Raw genomic sequence first — 18,080 nt, 5'->3', positions numbered from 1 at the left:
GTGTAAATTTAGGCGCATTAATTGGCGGTTACATTTGTATAGCTGTTGCTGAAGGTTCCTTATGGCAATCGATTGTTCCAGAGCATTTAAGATGGAATGTAGGTTTTGGTTTTGCAGCATTAGTGATGATTATAAGTTTATTGACGTTCACAAAAACACAAAAAAGTATAGCAAGTATAGGACTTTCACCATTAGCGCATCTTGAGGTTTCAAGAAAAAGATTATTGGAAAACATAACTTATTTAGGTTCGATTTTAGTAATTCCAATAGTTATTATAATGGTTGGCAATACCGTTTATACGGATTATTTTATGTATGCGATTGGACCTATTTCTATTTTATATTTACTGTACGAAATGAGAAATTTCTCTTTAGTGGAAAATAAAAAATTAATTGCCGCTTTAGTATTTATCCTTTTTTCAATTGTCTTCTGGGCTTTTTTCGAACAAAGTGGTGGCTCCTTAAGTTTATTTGCTGCAAACAATTTAAATAATACTGTAGCTGGTGTAGAATTAAGTCCAAATGGGGTGAATAATTCTGCAAATTCCTTCTTTGTAATTGCTTTTGCTGCATTAGTAGGATTAGTTTGGTTGTGGTTATCAAAAAGAAAAATAGAACCTAATACCATTATTAAATTCGGATTAGCCTTTTTATTTTTAGCAGGTGGTTTCTGGATATTCTACTATACTAAGTTTTTCGCAGATGCTTCTGGTAGAACATCTTTAGATTTATTCACATTTGGTTGGTTCATAATCACGTTTGGTGAATTATGCTTATCACCAATTGGTATGAGTGCTATGACGAAGTTATCTCCACAAAAAACACAGGCTGTAATTATGGGAATGTGGTTTTTAGCGAGTGCTTATGGACAGTATTTTGCAGGAATTTTAGGTGCTAATATTGCAAAGGCCTCAAAAAATGCTACAAATTTAGAAAAACTAAATACCTATGCAGACGGGTATTACCAACTTGCCATTTACGCATTAATTGCCGGTTTGGTTTTGATTTTAATTTCGCCTTTAATAAAAAAATTAATGCAAGATGTAAAGTAACTTGCTTTTTTAGGCATACAATTTTTATATATTTGTAAAATAATAATAAGATAGTAATTATGAAAAAAATAATTTTAATATTCACTTTTTTAATTAGTGGATTTATTGCTCAAAGTCAAGAATTAAAGTGGTACACAGACGTATCTATTGCTACCGATTTATCTATTAAAGAAAACAAGCCAATGTTTTTGTTTTTTACAGGATCAGATTGGTGTGGCTGGTGTATTCGTTTACAAAAAGAAGTATTTAAAACGCCCGAATTTGTAAAATGGGCAACTGATAATGTTATTTTGGTAGAATTAGATTTTCCAAGAAAAAATGAACAAACAGATGCTGTGAAAATGCAAAATGCACAATTACAACAACAATTACAAGTTAGAGGCTATCCAACAGTTTGGTTTGTAAACGCGACCAAAACAGCCGATGCAAAAGTAAATTTAAATGCACTTGGAAGTACAGGATATGTTGCTGGTGGCCCACAAGTTTGGCTTGAAGGTGCAAATAAAATTATCAAAAAGTAAAAATTCATTTCAATCTATAAAATCCCTTTTCAGCTGTGGCGTGAAAAGGGATTTTTTCTTGCTCACAAGTGGCTTTCCAGAGTTGAATGTAACTTTTATAATTAGAACCATCGGCTATTATTTGTTCTGGTTTAATGGTTGAAATTAATCGTTTCAAATTAATTTTTGGCGATTGTGTTAATACCACAATTTCTGGTTTATGTTTGGTAATATACACACCTAAACTATCAATACAAAGAATTTTTTTGTTAAAACTATATACATTTTTAATAGGTTCAATTCGATACTTTTTAACAAATTTTCCTATAGTATACGCTTCTATTGAAGATTTAGAATTAGCAAAATCATCGGTATAAAATACAGATTCGTTATTTTTTGTATCAACAAACAGCGTGTGTTTCATACTATTAAAAACGACAAATTCATTATTATTTTGTTCGTTAGAATTCAGTAAAAAATAGCCCAACTGAAATATAATTATAGAAACTAATATAGCCTTAAAATTTTTACTTTTCGGGAAGTATACAAAATATACTATCGTACCAATAAGCAAATATAAAAGCAAAACTAACACTTCGTGAAAAGCTATGTTTTTGATAATAAAAACATCGAATTTTACGATCCAAGCTGTAAAAGCATTCATTAATTCAATTAAAAAATTGACTAAAACACTCAAATAAACCGCTACTTTCGGCAACAAAAAATTGAAAGGAATCAATGCTAATCCTAAAATTAAAATAAGGCTTGAAAGCGGAATCGCAATTAAATTAGCCAATAAAAACAATAAAGGAAATTGGCCGAAATAATATAATATTAGAGGTAAAACACCAATTTGAGCAACTAACGAAATAAGCAGTAATTCTTTGGTTTTTAAAATAATTAAATTTTTAGAATAACTGTATTTTCTAACTAAAGGCTGAAAAATAACAATACTTAAAACAGCAGCAAAACTCAATTGAAATCCAACATCAAAAAGATAATTCGGATTAAATACTAACAACAGTAAAGCGGAAACAGCTAAAGAATTATAAATATTAGATTGGCGGTTTATCATTTTGGCGAAAGCTAATACAGAAAACATAACCGCAGCGCGTACAATTGAAGCAGAAAATCCAGCTAAAATAGCATAAAACCACAAGATACATAACGAAATAAGAAAGATGTATAGTTTTCCTTTTTGGAATCGAAGCAATGGTTTAGTAAGCCAAAGTACAATTCCGTAAATTAAGGCAATATGTAATCCTGAAATGGCTAAAATATGAATAATTCCTGCTTGTGTATAATTCGTGCTAATTTCTTTTGATAATTCGGTTTTTTCACCAAAAAGCAATGCCATTAATAGATTGTAATTGTCTTTTTTAAAGCTTTTTACATCATAACTTTTTAATAATTTTGACTTAATTAAATTGATATAATAATAAAAATTTGTGTCTGTTGAAACTTTAATTGTATTTGTCTCTTTGATTTTAATTTCATAAAAAACATTCTGATTATTTAAATATTTAGAATAATCAAACTGATTTGGATTTAAAGGGTTTTGAAGGGTTTTAGGTGTTTCAAAAACCTTTATTTTGTTTCCAACCTCTATTTCTGTTTTCTCTTTTTTTGGCACATAAAGTAGTATTTTACCAATACAATTTTGCCCATTAATATGCGTAGCTTTTAAAATAAATTTATCATAATACGTTGTTGATTTTAACTTTTCGGTCACCAATCCTTGTATAAGGTTTCTTTCTAAAATTGAATTTGAAAAATGCGATTTATAATTTATTTGAGTGTTAAAATAATTAGACAAAATGCCTAAATTTAAACACAAAAGCACTACTACACTTTCAAAAAACAAGGTGTTTAATTTCTTTTTTATGACATAAAAATAAACCGCTAAAAAACAAAAGGTATTGAATGTCAATCCTAATAAAATAGAAAGCAAGGCAAATTGAAAGTAATATTGAATTACAATTCCAATACTAAAGCCACCAAGTATGGGAACAATTGGGAATTTAATAAATGTCATTAGTTAGTAGGTTTGTTTACAATAGAAAAATAATTTGGGATTATTTTTCAGTAAAAAATGTAGAAATAGTTTGTTGTAATTATTCCAAAATTCTATTTACTCCAACAAAAGTTCTTGCATAATAGCTTTCTGAAGTAGAAGAATACACTACCCCACTACTTGTTGAGGAATGAATGAATTTAATTATACCGTCAGAGTTTTCTGTAACTATTCCAACGTGACTAATGTAGCTGCCATTGGTTTTAAAAAAAATTAAATCGCCAGGTTTAGCGTCTTTTTTTAATATACGTTTTCCAATTTGAGCCATTTCTGCCGAATTTCTTGGCAATGCAATATCAAATTGATTTAGTGTATACGTTACAAAACCCGAACAATCAAAACCTGCTGGCGTAGAACCACCCCCTCTGTATGGCGAGCCTAAACTTTCTGCAGCAACATTAAGAATTTGTTGCTTTATATAATCTGAAACCTCAAATGTTGGTGTAAAATCTTGTGGCGTTTCTTCTTCCACAACTACTTTTATTTTGGATTGTTCTATACTATCTTGTGCCGCTTTTTGTTTCGCTTTTTCAATCGCTTTTATTTCTTTTTTTGTTGGTTTAGACGGTTTTTCTAATCCTGTTTTTTCTGTAAAAGAATAACTTCCTGTTTTTTGAGCCACTTGTTTGGAAGTAACAATTGTAGGCCTTTGCAAGGATTTACAACTATATAAAAAAATAGTGAGTAGGAAAATATAAATTGATTTTTTCATTATTTTGGGGTTTTATGAAGTATAAATTTACAAATTAATTTTTAATAGAAGAAATTATACCATTCGCGGTTTTTTCACTTGCGCCTTTTCCTCCTAATTTTTGTTCTAAAATTTCGTATTCATTTTGAATGGTTTCTCTGGATTTTCCAGATAAAATTTTGTGCAATTCGATTTCTAAATTAGTGGTATTTAGCTCATTTTGAATTAATTCTTTCACCACTTCTTTGTCCATTATTAAATTAACTAAAGAAATAAACTTTAGTGTAATAATTCGTTTTGCAATTTCATAAGAAATTTTATTGGCCTTGTAACATACTATTTGCGGTACTTTAAATAATGCTGTTTCTAAAGTGGCTGTTCCCGAGGTTACTAAAGCCGCGTGAGAAACACTCAATAAATCGTACGTTTTGTTACTTACAAATTTTACGTTTTCTGTAGTCAAAAATATTTTGTAAAATTGATATTCTTGACTTGGTGCACCAGCAATTACAAATTGATAATCAGGGAATTTAGCTACAACCGAAAGCATAATGGAAAGCATTTTTTCAATTTCTTGTTTTCTACTTCCGGGTAACAAAGCAATAATAGGTTGATTCGTTAAATTATTTTCTTTTGTAAATTGTTCAAAATTGGTTTGCTTTCTATCTGAAATGGCATCAATTAACGGATGGCCTACAAATTCAACTGGAAAATTATGTTTTTTCTCGTAAAAATCTTTTTCGAAAGGCAAAATCACATACATTTTATCGATATCACGCTTGATGTCTTTGATGCGATTTTCTTTCCAAGCCCATATTTGAGGAGAAATATAATACTGATTTTGAATGCCTAATTTCTTAGCCCATTTCGCAATTCGCATATTAAATCCTGGGTAATCTATATAAATTATTGTGTCGGGCTGAAAGGATAAAATATCTTTTTTACAAACAGAAATATTACCTAAAATCGTTCGCAAATTCATAATCACTTCGGCAAAACCCATAAATGCTAATTCGCGATAATGTTTTACTAAAGTGCCACCCACATTTTGCATTAAATCGCCACCCCAAAAACGTATTTCTGCAGTTGGATCTTTTGCTAAAATGGCTTTCATTAAGTTGGAACCGTGTAAATCACCAGATGCTTCCCCCGCTATTATGTAATATTTCATTTTGATCAATTAATTGGCTAAGATAAAATATTTCTATTCTTTAGTGAAATTAAATTTTTGGCCACCTTGCTTTAAAATGAAACTTGTACTTGAAGTAAATTCCATTTCAATTCCGGCAGCAGCAAAAACAAAAACATCATCTCTTGAAAAAGTTAATGGAAAACTTGGTTGACCTGTAGCTTGAGCTAATAAATTTCCTTCTTTTTCAAAAACTGTAATTTTTAAAGGAATATCTTTTGAGGCAAAAGTTCCAGAGTACTTTTTAATCAATTCTGTATCTAATTTTTTAAAATTTGGAAACGGATAAGGTAATTTATAATATATACTTAAAATTCCAATCATAATGTCGTTTTGACTATAATTTTCACCGTTTACAATTAAAGAAATTGACAAATCATCTTTTTCATAATAACCCATTGTCGATCCGAAACCTTCAATTTTTCCGTTATGACCATAAAATTTTCTTTCTCCAAATGGGAAACGAATTAAAGCCATTCCGTAAGTATCTTTAAGTGTTTTCATTAGTTCCAATGAAGCTGGTGTGACTAAATTACCTTTAAAAAGGGAACGAATAAATTTTGTTAAGTCTTCTGGTGTTGAAATAATTCCGCCTGAAGAAAAAGCAATATCGTTATTCCATTCGTCAATTTTATCCCAATATTCGCCATTAAATATATAGGAATAACTTTCTCTTTTAGTTACGTCTGTTTTTTCGTTGGTGTAATAGGTATTTTTTAACTCTAATTTGTCTGAAATTCTTATTTTTAAATTTTCTGCAAATGATTTTTTAGTGCTTTTTTCGATAATTAATCCTAATATAAAGTAATTAGAATTACTGTATTCGTGTTGAGAATCGGGTTCAAACATAGAAGAATAATTTTCTATTTTCTTTAGAATCAACTCTTTCGTATTTGGTTTGCCCAAAACATCTGTTAATGTAGCATCCGCATTTGCATAGTCTTTTATTCCCGTGCGTTGGTAAAGCAAATGTTCAATTGTAATTTTATCAGATTGATCAATTTTAGGAAAAAACCGATTTAATTTAGTCGTTAACACAATCTTTTTTTCTTCCACCAATTGCATAATCATTGTGGCAGTAAACGTTTTAGATATAGATCCAATTTTATATTTCGTGGCACCATTGGCACGAAGTCCTTTAGTCGCTTCATAAAAACCATAGGCTTGTTTAAAAACAACTTCGTCGCCTTGTCGAATACAAAGCGAACCCATAAATTTATCGTTTTCATATAAATAGTTTAATAAACTGTCAATTCTTGCAAAACGAATTTCTTGAGCAAATGTGCTTAATGAAAGAAATAAAAATAAAATAGAAAGTGATTTTTTCATTATGATGTAAGTTGTTATTTATTGTCAAAATTAAGGAAATTGAATGGTATACAAAAATCGAAATTTTTACGTTTATACAAATATCAGTACTTTTACCGTATGTATAAACAAATTATTTGTCTTTTATTGTTTTGTTTTGTTTCTGTTGGCTTTGGTCAAGAGAAAAACAACGCTTTCAAAAGTAAAAAATTTGCGTATACAAATAAAGAAATTCTTATTGATACTTCTGCATTAAATCCAAATTCATTTAAAATTTTCAATGTAAATCAACAAGAAATTGACACCTCTTTTTATTCATTTAATTATCAAACTAAAAAATTAATTTTTAAAAAAATATTTCAAGATTCTGTACGAGTTCAATATTATAAATTGCCAAATTTTTTAACCAAAACCTATACAATTTACGACGAAAAAAAAATTGTCCCGAATGAAAACGGACGATTACTTACTTTTTCAGAAAACACAAAAAAACAAATTCCAATTTTTAACGGTTTACAAACCAATGGAAGTATTTCTCGCGGATTTACAGTGGGAAACAATCAAAATACGGTTTTAAATTCCAATTTAGATTTACAAATTTCTGGGAAATTATCTGACGACATTACATTAAAAGCATCCATTCAAGACAGCAATATTCCACTGCAAGAAGGCGGTTATTCGCAAAAAATTGATGAATTTGATCAAATATTTATTGAACTTTCATCTAAAAACTGGAACATAAGAGCAGGTGATTTGTTTTTAGAAAATAGAAAAACAAGCTTTTTAAATTTTAACAAAAAAGTACAGGGTCTTTCCTCGCATTTTAATTGGGGTAATACCAAAAAAAACGATTTGTTTTTTGCTGCTTCATTAGTTCGAGGGCAATATGCAAAAAGTAATTTCACAGGACAAGAAGGCAATCAAGGACCTTACAAACTACGTGGAAATAATGGCGAATTATATGTGTTAATTATTTCGGGTTCAGAACGTGTTTATGTAAACGGAATTTTAAAAGAACGCGGTGAAAATAAAGATTATATTATAGATTATAACGCAGGAGAAATTATTTTTAACGCCACTTTTCCAATTACTTCCGAAATGCGTATTATAATGGAATATCAATATTCGGATAGAAATTTCACGCGGTTTTTAAGTTATGGAGGTTTTCAGCACGAAAGCGACAAGTTTAGCATTGGTGCCTATGTGTACAATGAAAATGATGTAAAAAACCAGCCATTACAACAAAGTTTATCAGAAAATCAAATACAAACTTTACAACTTGCTGGAGACGATTCAAACTTAATGAATGCCCCTTCTGCTTATGTAGATACGTATTCGGAAAATAAGATACTCTATAAAAAAGCACAAGTAAACAACACAGAAATTTTTGTTTTTTCTACGGATGCCACACAAACGTTATACCAGGTAAAATTTACTTTTTTAGGAAATAATTTAGGAAATTACATTTTAGCAAGTAGCAATACGATTGGAAAAATTTACGAATATGTAGCGCCGATTTCGGGTGTTCCACAAGGAAGTTACGAACCAATTGTTAAGCTAATTGCACCTACAAAAATTCAAATTGCTACGATTGTCAGTTCTTTTTCACCAACAGAAAAAACCGAAATTGAAACCGAAATTGCCATTTCTAATCACGACAAAAATATATTTTCAAATTTAGATGATGCCAATAACCAAGGAATTGCCACAAAATTAAATCTAAAACAGCAATTGTTTTCCAAAGGAATTCAGGTGCAATCTTTTGCTACTATTAATTACATTCAAGAGAATTTTAAACCTATTGAGCGATTGTATAATATTGAGTTTAATCGAGATTGGAACCTTACAAATCCATTAGGCAATCAGATGTTGATGGTGGGTGGTGTCCAATTTAATTCGGTTCAAAAAGATACGGTGAAATGGAAAACATTTGGAAAATACCAATTTGAAAAATTAGAATATTCTACCAATTTTTCTGGAAATAAACACGCATTTCAATCCTTTACAAAAAACAAAAATCTGGCAATTCAAACACAGATTAGTTTGATGGATAGTAAAAATAACTCAAGCACATCAAATTTTTTAAGAAGTCAAAATGTAGCGAAATATCACTTTAAGAAAAACTATGTGGGTGCTAATTTTAGATATGAATACAATAAAGAAATAGCAAATGAAACAAAAATTCTAAGCAATTTTAGTCAACGATTTTCAGAATTTGGAAACTTTATTGGTCGCGGCGATTCTACAAAAGTATTTGCCGAAATTGGGTATTTAACCAGACAAAATGATAGTATTAAAAACAATGTGTTACAACGAGTAAATACATCATTTTCAACTTATTTGAAATCGCAAATTATCAAAAACGATAGAAGAAACTTAGGCTTATTCATCAATTATAGAACCTTAAAATTTGCTGATAATCGCGCCACAGAACCTTCAATAAATTCGAGAGTAAACTATTCTGATTCCTTTTTTAATCAGCTGATACAGACTACTACTTTTTATGAAAACAATTCGGGAAGTATTGCGCAACAAGAATTTACATTTTTAGAAGTTGATGCCGGCCGAGGAATTTATATGTGGAACGATTATAATAATAATTCTATTCAAGAGTTGCAGGAATTTGAAATTGCAACCTTTTCTGATTTAGCAAAATATGTGAAAATTTTTCTACCCAATCAGATATTTATTAGAACGTATCAAAACAAACTGAGTCAAACGCTGACTTTTAATGGAAATGCCTGGCAAAATGAAACAGGATTTAAGAAATTCTTATCCAAATTTTACAATCAGACTTCTTTAATAATTGATAAAAAAATAACTCGAAATTCAAATACTTTTGAATGGAATCCTTTTTCAATTCCGGATAAAGATTTAATTGGTTTGAATACTAATTTTAGAAATAGTTTGTTTTTAAATAAAGGAAAACAGAAAAATTCGGTAACCTATACTTACAATTCTAGTTCGTTAAAAAACGTATTAAATTTTGGAAGTCAAGAAAATTATATTAAAAGTCATCAGCTGCAATATGTGCATTTAGTACAAAAATTCTGGTTGTTTCAATTACAAACCAGTACTTCAAATTTAAAGAGTATTTCTGATAATTATGCAAGTAGAAATTTTAATATTACTGGCTTAGAAATTGCTCCTAAAGTGTCCTATATTTTTAATAAAAATGCAAGTTGGGATGTTTTTTATGAAAATAATAGTAAAGAAAATACGATTGGTAATTTAGAAAAATTAAAACAGCAAGAATTAGGCACGTCATTTAATTGGAATACAGAAAAAGGATTTTCATTAAACGGAATATTTACTTATATCAATAATAATTTTACCGGAAGCGCTTCTTCTCCTGTTGGCTTTCAGTTGTTAGAAGGATTACAAAACGGGAAAAATACTACTTGGCAACTTTTGTTTCAAAAAAATATTACGCAATTTTTAGATGTTTCGGTAAATTATAACGGACGTAAATCAGAAACCAGTAAAACGGTGCATACTGGAACCATTCAGTTGCGTGCTTTTTTCTAAAAATAGGTGTTTTGAAAAGTCCGAATTTTGTCATTCCGAATTTATTTCGGAATCTAAAATAATTATTTATGGAAACCGAAACAAGTTCAGCTTGACAATACTTTTGCATCCACTTTTTAAAATTTTTTAATATTTTTTTAAAATGAAGTTGTAATTTGTAGCCCTAAACCAGTACTTGGTGGAACAAATCGGCATACACCACCTGCACAAACCAAACCACCACGTTGACGGCCATAATTTAATGCCACACGTGTGCTTCCTTTTTTATAAGCGGCTCCAAAATTATAAAAATGAATATCAAATAAATCTGTTTCACTAATGGTAAGGGTTTTATGGTCAAAACCATAATTATACATATCCATAGCAAATATTGACCAGTTTTCGTTATGATTGTACTCTATGGTTCCAGCTGCCCAATTTTTTCTGTCATTATCTGCCCACATATGTTCTAAACCAAAAGTAATCGATTTTGTATCAGATAGTTGATAGGTTGATTCTGAAAATACAGTGTGAGAATTAATAATATATTTATTAAATATTCCTTGAATTTGTTTGTTGTTGTAATACTGATTGATATACGTAAAAGCCGTTTTAAAATTTTTGGAAACCTTTTTCGTGATTTCTATATTATAATCTGAAAAATACTTTTCGTTGGCATTAAACAATTCAGCTTGATAATTTTGGATGTTTTCTCCGGCATTATTCGTATATCTGAATTTAGCTTTTAAATTATACCAAGAAGAAACATTTAAATTGATTTTTGTTCCATATTTTCCTCCTAAAACAGAACCTTTTTTGAAGTCGTAGAAAAAATCAAATTGACCTCCAATTTCTCCAAATTTGTTTATCTGTGTTGATTCATCCATCACTACTTGAAATTGGGCTTGATACACATAAATATTTGCCAAATTAGAATGATGTTGTTTGGTTAAACTTGGAACGAAGTTCAATATTTTGTCGTTATAATTTAAACTTGTACTTGAAAGTGTTGGATAATTATCTAAATTTCTTTGTGCTAATAATTGCATATTTTCAACGCGTCTTAAATTGGCGTCAAAACCAATTCCTTTTTTAGAATATCCAAAATTCACTAACAATGCACTTCCTTCTTTTGCAAAATTGGTGTCCAAAACATTTTGTTTAATTATAGCGTCTCGCGATTTAAAAACATATTCCGTATTTACATAATAATTTTTATAACCCAATTCAAATCGGTTTGAAAATAAATTAGTAAAAGCACTGAAATTTTGAACAGAAACTGGTAATTTTTCGTATCTACTAACAGCACTAAAACCATATTTAAAATCGAACGCATCAATATTTAAAAGTTGACTAACGTTAACATCCGTATTAAATCCGAAAACATCGCCATTTGCCACATCAAAACCAGTTCTTGCCTTTCCGTATAATGCTGTGAAAGAAATTTCATCAATTGGCGAGTACACTACTTTTGCACCACGTAATGCATTATTAATCCCTAACGATCGGTCTTCCCAGGTTCTAAGTGCCAATCCACTTCCAAATTGTACGTAATAATGACCTAAAGTTATATCTAATTTTTTTGATTTATAATTGGCGTAATACGTAGCAAAATTTGTACCCTTGTATTTTGGATTAAAATTTAATAACGCCTCATTCATATACGATTCCACTTGCGTTCCAAAAGTAAATTTTTTGTAATTGAAATTTACATTGAAATAATTGTTGGCTCGTAATGGCACAGTGTCGTGATTGATTCCTCTGTTTTTATCATTGGTGTACCATTGCCCATTTCTTTCAAAACTACCATAGACTTTTAATTTCGTTTTGGTAGAATCGGCATTCTGAGCAAAAGCACAAAGTGCTGAAAATAAAAACGTAAAGCTGATTATTTTCTTCATTATTTAAGCGCTTTAATTTGTTCTAATAACTGATTTTCACTTCCTGGTGTATGACCATTTTGAGTAAAAACTATTTCTCCATTTTTAACTACTGCTGTAAAAGGAGGATTTGAAATGCCTAATGCTCTTTTAAAATCTTGATTGGTATCCATTAATATCGTGTATTCCCAACCTTTCCCGTTAACTAAAGGTTTTACTCTTTTATTGGTTCTAGCATCATCAATTGAAACGGCAATAACTTCCACATTGGATTGTGATTTCCATTCATCATATACCTCACTAATTGCATCTAACTCTTGAATACAAGGCGCGCACCAAGTAGCCCAAAAGCAAAAAACATATACTTTATCTTTTTCTATAAAATTTTGAGTAGTAGAAACAGTTGTTCCTTCTAAATTTTTAAGTGAAATACTTGGTAATTTATTTTGTGAAAGTCCTAATACACAAATAAATAGCATAGAAGTTAAAACTAATTTTTTCATTATTCTGAAGTTATTTATTAGCAAATAAAAGATATTTCCAGCATTATAAAAAATTTTTTTAAATTTGCATAAGAAGTTTCAAGCCAAACTACTGAAAAACAAAAAATTATATGAGAAAAATACTGTTCGCTGCTATTACTTTTTTAGGATTAATAAATGTGTCTTGCATCTCAAATGATTGGGAAGATAATTCAGTTAATTCTGCAGTTATTGAACAGCCCATATCTGGAAAATTTTTAAAAAATGTCCTAATTGAAGACTATACTGGAACTTGGTGTCAATATTGTCCGAGAGTTTTACATGGAATTAAACAAGTAGAGTCGGAACAACTTCGCGCCTATCCTGTATCCATTCACCGAAGCGTTGCCTCATCACCAGATCCTTATAATTTTCCAGCTGCGCCATTAGAACAATTAATTGGGGTCACAGGATATCCAACTGCTATGTTAAATAGGAAGGTTCTGTGGGATAATGAAATTTCTACAACAGAAGTAAAAAACCAAATTAAACTAAATGCTGATTTAGGAATTGCCTTAAATTCAACAATTTCAGGTGGAACTATAAACTTAAGTGTAAATGTTAAATTTGTTTCGAATTTTTCTGATTTAAAACTTGTAGTTTATGTTCTAGAAGATGGTTTGATTTATAATCAAGTAAACGCAACTTCATTTTTTGGTGGCCAAAATCCAATTATTAATTTTGAACACGATCACGTTTTAAGAGCTTGTTTAACAGATTTAGTTAATGGAGACGCCTTAACAGGAACAAATGCTGGAGCAACAGTTACTAAAAACTTTACTGTTACTATACCTACTAATATAGCTAATGTAGCTAAAATGAATTTCGTTGCATTCGTTTTAGACGCAACAGGAAAAGCCATTAATGTAAGAGGATCAGCACCAAACGTAACTCAGACATTTCAAATTAACCCATAATTTTTTACTAAAAAGTTAAAAAAGGGTGCCCTAAGGTGCCTTTTTACTTTAATACAAATAGAATTAACTAAAAATAGAATAAATTTGCTTTTCTATACTTTGAACAAATGAAAAATTTATATATTTTACTAACTGTTTTTGCTTTTTTTACTAGTAACGCTCAGTTGAGTAATAAACATTGGTTGCCGCCATTGCATTCAAGAGATGCTACTGCTATTTCTGATCAGTATATTTATATGTCTACCAACGAAACAGTGCCGTTTCAAGTAACTGCAACTGATGGTAATGGTGTTCCATATGCAGGGTCGCCATTTACGATATCTGCGGCATCGCCAGCTTCATTTACAGTTGGAACAGGACAACCAACAAAGATGTTTCTTAATTTAAGTGATGTAAATACTGTTGTTTCGGGAAAAGGTGTTATGCTTCAAGGAACAAAAGATTTTTATGTGAGTTTTAGAATGCGACATATGGCTCATGCTGAAACTATTATTTCAAAGGGAAAACCTGGAATTGGAACAAATTTTAGATTGGGTTGTACTATAAATGAAATCGTGGACAATAGGAAGAACTTTGTTAGTAGTGTGATGGCAACTGAAAATAATACCACTGTAACGTTATCAAATTATAATACAGGAGTTGTTTTTTCAAGTGGTACTGGAAACATAACTGATGATACTCAAACCTATACTTTAAATGCTGGTCAATGTATCGTTTTTAGTGGGTATAGCAATGTAACTGCAAATCTAGATGGAATTATTGGCGGTTTAATAACCTCCGACAAACCTGTTGCAGTAAATACTGGAAATGTTTTAGGAGGAAATACAAATACTCAAGGGGATATAACTTTAGACCAAATAGTATCTGCATCACAAATTGGTACCGATTATATTTTCATAGAAGGAAACGGAATTTCTACTATGGAAAATCCATTAATTGTTGCTCACGAGAACAATACAGATATTTTTGTAAATGGAAGCACTGCTCCCATTATTACATTAAATGCTGGTCAATATTATTTAGTCCCAAACTCTTTTTATCAAGGAACCATTAACAGTAATATTTATATTCGTGCAAGTAAGCCTGTTTTCGCTTATCAATTGTTAGGCGGTGGTTCAAGTGCTGCTACCTCGGGACTAAATTTTATTCCGCCATTGAGTTGTTTTTTTCAAAATTCTGTTAATATTCCAAACGTAAATCAAATTGGAAGTAATACTTACACATCTGATTTAATGATGTTGACTTACTCCAATGCAACAATTTCTATTAATGGAGTTGCTGTACCAACATCCCAAGCTCAGACAGTATTAGGAAATACCGACTGGGTTTCTTATCGAATTGCTAATCAATCAGGAAATCTAGCAATTACTTCTACAGGCCCTTTAGCGGTTGGAGTTTTTGGGTTTCAAGGCACTGCCGCTGGATTTGCAGGTTACTACTCAGGTTTTGGAAGCACACCATTACCTACTGACGTAGAAGTTTGTTCATCATCAACTACAAATTTGTTTGATGCTATAAATGGAAATCCTGATCCAGGTGGTACTTGGGCAGTTCCCACTGGAGGCGCTCCATTAGTAGGAAATATTTTCAATCCTGCTATAAATATTGCTGGTGAATATATTTATTCGTTTACAAAAACTTGTAATACTTCGCCAACACCCATAAGTGTGAGCGTTTTTGTAACTATACAACAAGCAAACAACGCAGGTACAAGTATTCCAAAAAATACCTGTAAAAATGAATTGCCATTTGATTTGTTTCTATCAGTACCAGGCGCAACAACAGGTGGAACTTGGTCTTTAAATGGTGTAAATAGACCAAATAGTACTTTTAATCCAGCTCCAAATAATGATTTAAGCGGAACTTATACTTATACGATTCCTGCAAGCGGAGTTTGTCCGGCAATATCTTCAAATGTTGTGGTGACGAATTACGATGTACCAACTTTAGTGCCTATTACTGATTTAAAAGCTTGTGATGATGCATTAGATGGAAATGACACAAACGGTCAAACTACTTTTACTTTAACTCAAAAAACAACTGAAATCTTAAATAGTCAAGCTAACGTTGCTGTTACCTATCACCTATTACAAAGCGAAGCAGTTTCTGGTACAAATGCCATTACATCGTACACTGGGCCAAATAGAATTATTTATGCCAGATTATTCAATACAATTACTAATTGTTTCAATACCACTAGTTTTAATGTAGTAGTAACGCCATTGCCTGTTCTTAAGCCAGTTATTGAACCATTAAAACAATGTGATAATGATACCGATTCCATAACAGATTTTAATTTAACAGAAGCAAACGTAATTTTATCCAATCAAAGTAATTTGACTTTTAAATACTTCTTAACGCAAACAGACGCTCAAAACAATACAGGCCAAATAATAAATGATACTGCTTACAATTCGCCTGATAATAGATTTGTTTGGGCTAGAATTGAAAATACTGATGGTTGTTTTAGAACCGCACAAGTAAATTTACTAGTTTCGGCAACACAAATTCCAGCTACTTTTCAAAAAATTGTATTGGAAGAATGTGATGATTATATCGACCTAAATGATCCTGATACTGATGGTATTGATTATTTCGATTTTACAGGTCCAACAAATAGTTTTGCATCGGCAACCAGTACAATTTTAGCTCCATTTTCAAATAGCTCTAATTTAACAGTAACGTATTATACCACCGAAGCACAAGCTTTAGCAGAAACAAACCCAATAGATACCACTGACCCAGATGGATTTAGAAATACAGTTCCAAACCTTCAAAATATTTGGGTTAGAATCGACAGTAATACAAACAATGATTGTGTAGGATTAGGGCAATATTTAGATTTAAAAGTCAATCCGTTACCAAATTTTGATATAATCGATTATAAAGTTTTATGCGTACAACCAAGTTCGGGAGCTGGAAATTTTCCAATAAATGCTACACCAACCGTGCCAGGCAATTATACCTATACTTGGACGCCTACCAATCCAAACACAACGGGAGGACAACAAAATGCTATTTTTAATGCGGATGCATCTGGAATTTATAAAGTAGTTGTAACCAACACAGCCACGTTATGCTCAAGGGAAGATCAAATGGAAATATTTGTTTCATCTGCACCCGATTCTGTAACATTAGAATTGGTTTCTGAAATTTTCTCTAGCGGATTAGCCACCATTCAAGCAGAAGTAATTGGCGGATTTGGCTCGTATGAATTTAGTTTAAATCTAGTAGATTGGCAAACTAGCCCAGTTTTTACAAACTTAGCAAATGGCAATTATACGGTTTATGCTAGAGATGTAAATGGGTGTCCAGGTGTTATACAATCCAACACGGTAACGACCATTTCGTATCCAAATTATTTTACACCAAATGGTGATACCTATAACGATACTTGGAACATATCTGGTTTAACGCCTGAATTTGAAGCCAAAATTTTTATTTTTGACCGATACGGAAAATTACTAAAGCAAATAAATCCATACGCTAATGGTTGGGATGGTACATACAATGAACAAGAAATGCCTTCAACGGATTATTGGTTTAAAATTGAATATAAAGAAGATGGCATTCAAAAAGAATTTAAAGCACACTTTAGTTTAAAAAGATAATATGACTGCTTTCGTAAAACAAGAAGTAAAAAATAATGTTGGATACATCACCTTTTTTCATCCGGCAGGAAATTCGTTTCCAAGTTCGCAATTGCAAGAATTAGTGCAAACTATTCAGGATTTAGATGCGAATGAAAACGTTACTATTATTGTTTTACAAAGTGAAGGCACTACCTTTTGTGCCGGTGCTTCTTTTGATGAATTATTGCAAATTGATAATTTATCAGACGGAAAACAATTTTTCTCTGGTTTTGCCAATGTGATAAACGCCATGCGAAACTGTTCGAAATTAATTGTTGGAAAAGTGCAAGGAAAAGCCGTTGGTGGTGGCGTAGGAATTATTGCTGCGTGCGATTATGCCATTGCCACAACAAAAGCCAATGTAAAACTTTCAGAATTAACTATAGGAATTGGACCTTTTGTAATTGAACCCGCCGTGAGCCGAAAAATTGGGCAAACTGCTATGGGCGAATTGACTTTAGCGGGAAACGAATGGAAATCCGCAAGTTGGGCTTTTGAAAAAGGGTTGTTTGCCAAATTAGTGCAACCTGAAGATTTGGATTCAGCATTAGAAAAATTCGCTTCACAATTAGCCAGCTACAACCCAGACGCATTAGCTGAAATGAAACAAGTGTTGTGGCAAAACACCGCACATTGGAGCACATTGTTATACGAACGTGCCGAAATTTCAGGAAAATTGGTACTGAGTGCTTTTACGAAAAAAGCGTTAGAAGGGTTTAAGAAATAGTCTTTTAGAAACTAATTTTTGTGTTTTAGCCCCGATAGTAGCGGCATCCTTTTTAAAATTGTTGCCTGAGGCTCTCGAAGGA

12 protein-coding genes are annotated in these 18,080 nt (G+C 31.2%); 6 read left to right on the top strand and 6 right to left on the bottom strand.

Going from position 1 to position 18,080, the window contains the following annotated elements; genetic code table 11:
- Together ACIQ11_RS03320 and ACIQ11_RS03315 are read left to right on the top strand one after the other, a co-directional pair.
- On the top strand, window positions 1-1,052 hold a 1,052-nt coding region (locus ACIQ11_RS03320), incomplete at its 5' end, for a peptide MFS transporter (protein WP_396152776.1).
- Between the two features lie 59 nt (window positions 1,053-1,111).
- A complete protein-coding gene (locus ACIQ11_RS03315) occupies window positions 1,112-1,573 on the top strand; it encodes a thioredoxin family protein (protein WP_396152774.1) in 462 nt (153 codons plus the stop codon).
- A 4-nt stretch (window positions 1,574-1,577) separates the two neighbouring features.
- On the opposite strand, the gene ACIQ11_RS03310 is transcribed toward ACIQ11_RS03315, so the two are convergent.
- The 4 genes from ACIQ11_RS03310 to ACIQ11_RS03295 form a co-directional block, all read right to left on the bottom strand.
- Window positions 1,578-3,587 (bottom strand): ComEC/Rec2 family competence protein, encoded by a 2,010-nt coding sequence (locus ACIQ11_RS03310; RefSeq protein ID WP_396152772.1) that lies wholly within the window; start codon window positions 3,585-3,587, stop codon window positions 1,578-1,580.
- A gap of 79 nt (window positions 3,588-3,666) precedes the next feature.
- Window positions 3,667-4,338 carry a C40 family peptidase gene (locus tag ACIQ11_RS03305; protein ID WP_396152770.1) on the bottom strand — a complete coding sequence of 224 codons (672 nt, stop codon included), beginning with the start codon at window positions 4,336-4,338 and terminating at the stop codon, window positions 3,667-3,669.
- 34 nt (window positions 4,339-4,372) lie between these two features.
- The gene (gene lpxB, locus ACIQ11_RS03300) at window positions 4,373-5,488 is read right to left on the bottom strand and encodes a lipid-A-disaccharide synthase (RefSeq protein WP_396152768.1); all 1,116 of its coding nucleotides are present in this window, start codon (window positions 5,486-5,488) and stop codon (window positions 4,373-4,375) included.
- A gap of 33 nt (window positions 5,489-5,521) precedes the next feature.
- Window positions 5,522-6,835 (bottom strand): serine hydrolase domain-containing protein, encoded by a 1,314-nt coding sequence (locus ACIQ11_RS03295; RefSeq protein ID WP_396152766.1) that lies wholly within the window; start codon window positions 6,833-6,835, stop codon window positions 5,522-5,524.
- Window positions 6,836-6,934: 99 nt separating this feature from the next.
- Between ACIQ11_RS03295 and ACIQ11_RS03290 the strand changes: the two genes are divergently transcribed.
- Entirely contained in the window at window positions 6,935-10,342 is a 3,408-nt protein-coding gene (locus tag ACIQ11_RS03290; RefSeq protein WP_396152764.1) for a hypothetical protein, read from the top strand.
- A gap of 137 nt (window positions 10,343-10,479) precedes the next feature.
- On the opposite strand, the gene ACIQ11_RS03285 is transcribed toward ACIQ11_RS03290, so the two are convergent.
- Together ACIQ11_RS03285 and ACIQ11_RS03280 are read right to left on the bottom strand one after the other, a co-directional pair.
- Entirely contained in the window at window positions 10,480-12,222 is a 1,743-nt protein-coding gene (locus ACIQ11_RS03285; RefSeq protein ID WP_396152762.1) for a DUF6029 family protein, read from the bottom strand.
- Window positions 12,222-12,704 carry a TlpA family protein disulfide reductase gene (locus tag ACIQ11_RS03280; RefSeq protein WP_396152760.1) on the bottom strand — a complete coding sequence of 161 codons (483 nt, stop codon included), beginning with the start codon at window positions 12,702-12,704 and terminating at the stop codon, window positions 12,222-12,224. The genes ACIQ11_RS03285 and ACIQ11_RS03280 overlap by 1 nt, the downstream gene beginning before the upstream one ends.
- A 110-nt stretch (window positions 12,705-12,814) precedes the next feature.
- Here ACIQ11_RS03280 and ACIQ11_RS03275 point away from each other — a divergent pair, with 110 nt between their 5' ends.
- The 3 genes from ACIQ11_RS03275 (at window position 12,815) to ACIQ11_RS03265 (ending at window position 17,998) form a co-directional block, all read left to right on the top strand.
- On the top strand, window positions 12,815-13,639 hold the full coding sequence (locus tag ACIQ11_RS03275; RefSeq protein WP_396152758.1) for an Omp28-related outer membrane protein: 825 nt from the start codon (window positions 12,815-12,817) through the stop codon (window positions 13,637-13,639).
- Between the two features lie 107 nt (window positions 13,640-13,746).
- Window positions 13,747-17,250, top strand: a complete 3,504-nt coding sequence (locus ACIQ11_RS03270; protein ID WP_396152756.1) for a T9SS type B sorting domain-containing protein — start codon at window positions 13,747-13,749, stop codon at window positions 17,248-17,250.
- A 1-nt stretch (window position 17,251) separates the two neighbouring features.
- On the top strand, window positions 17,252-17,998 hold the full coding sequence (locus ACIQ11_RS03265) for an enoyl-CoA hydratase/isomerase family protein (RefSeq protein ID WP_396152754.1): 747 nt from the start codon (window positions 17,252-17,254) through the stop codon (window positions 17,996-17,998).
- The last annotated feature ends 82 nt before the right edge of the window (window positions 17,999-18,080 follow it).

The sequence above is a fragment of the Flavobacterium sp. genome, assembly GCF_044361065.1.
In the GTDB taxonomy this organism is placed as follows: Bacteria; Bacteroidota; Bacteroidia; order Flavobacteriales; family Flavobacteriaceae; genus Flavobacterium.
Note: the sequence above shows the minus strand (reverse complement) of the source record. Positions and strands in the feature narration are given on the sequence as shown.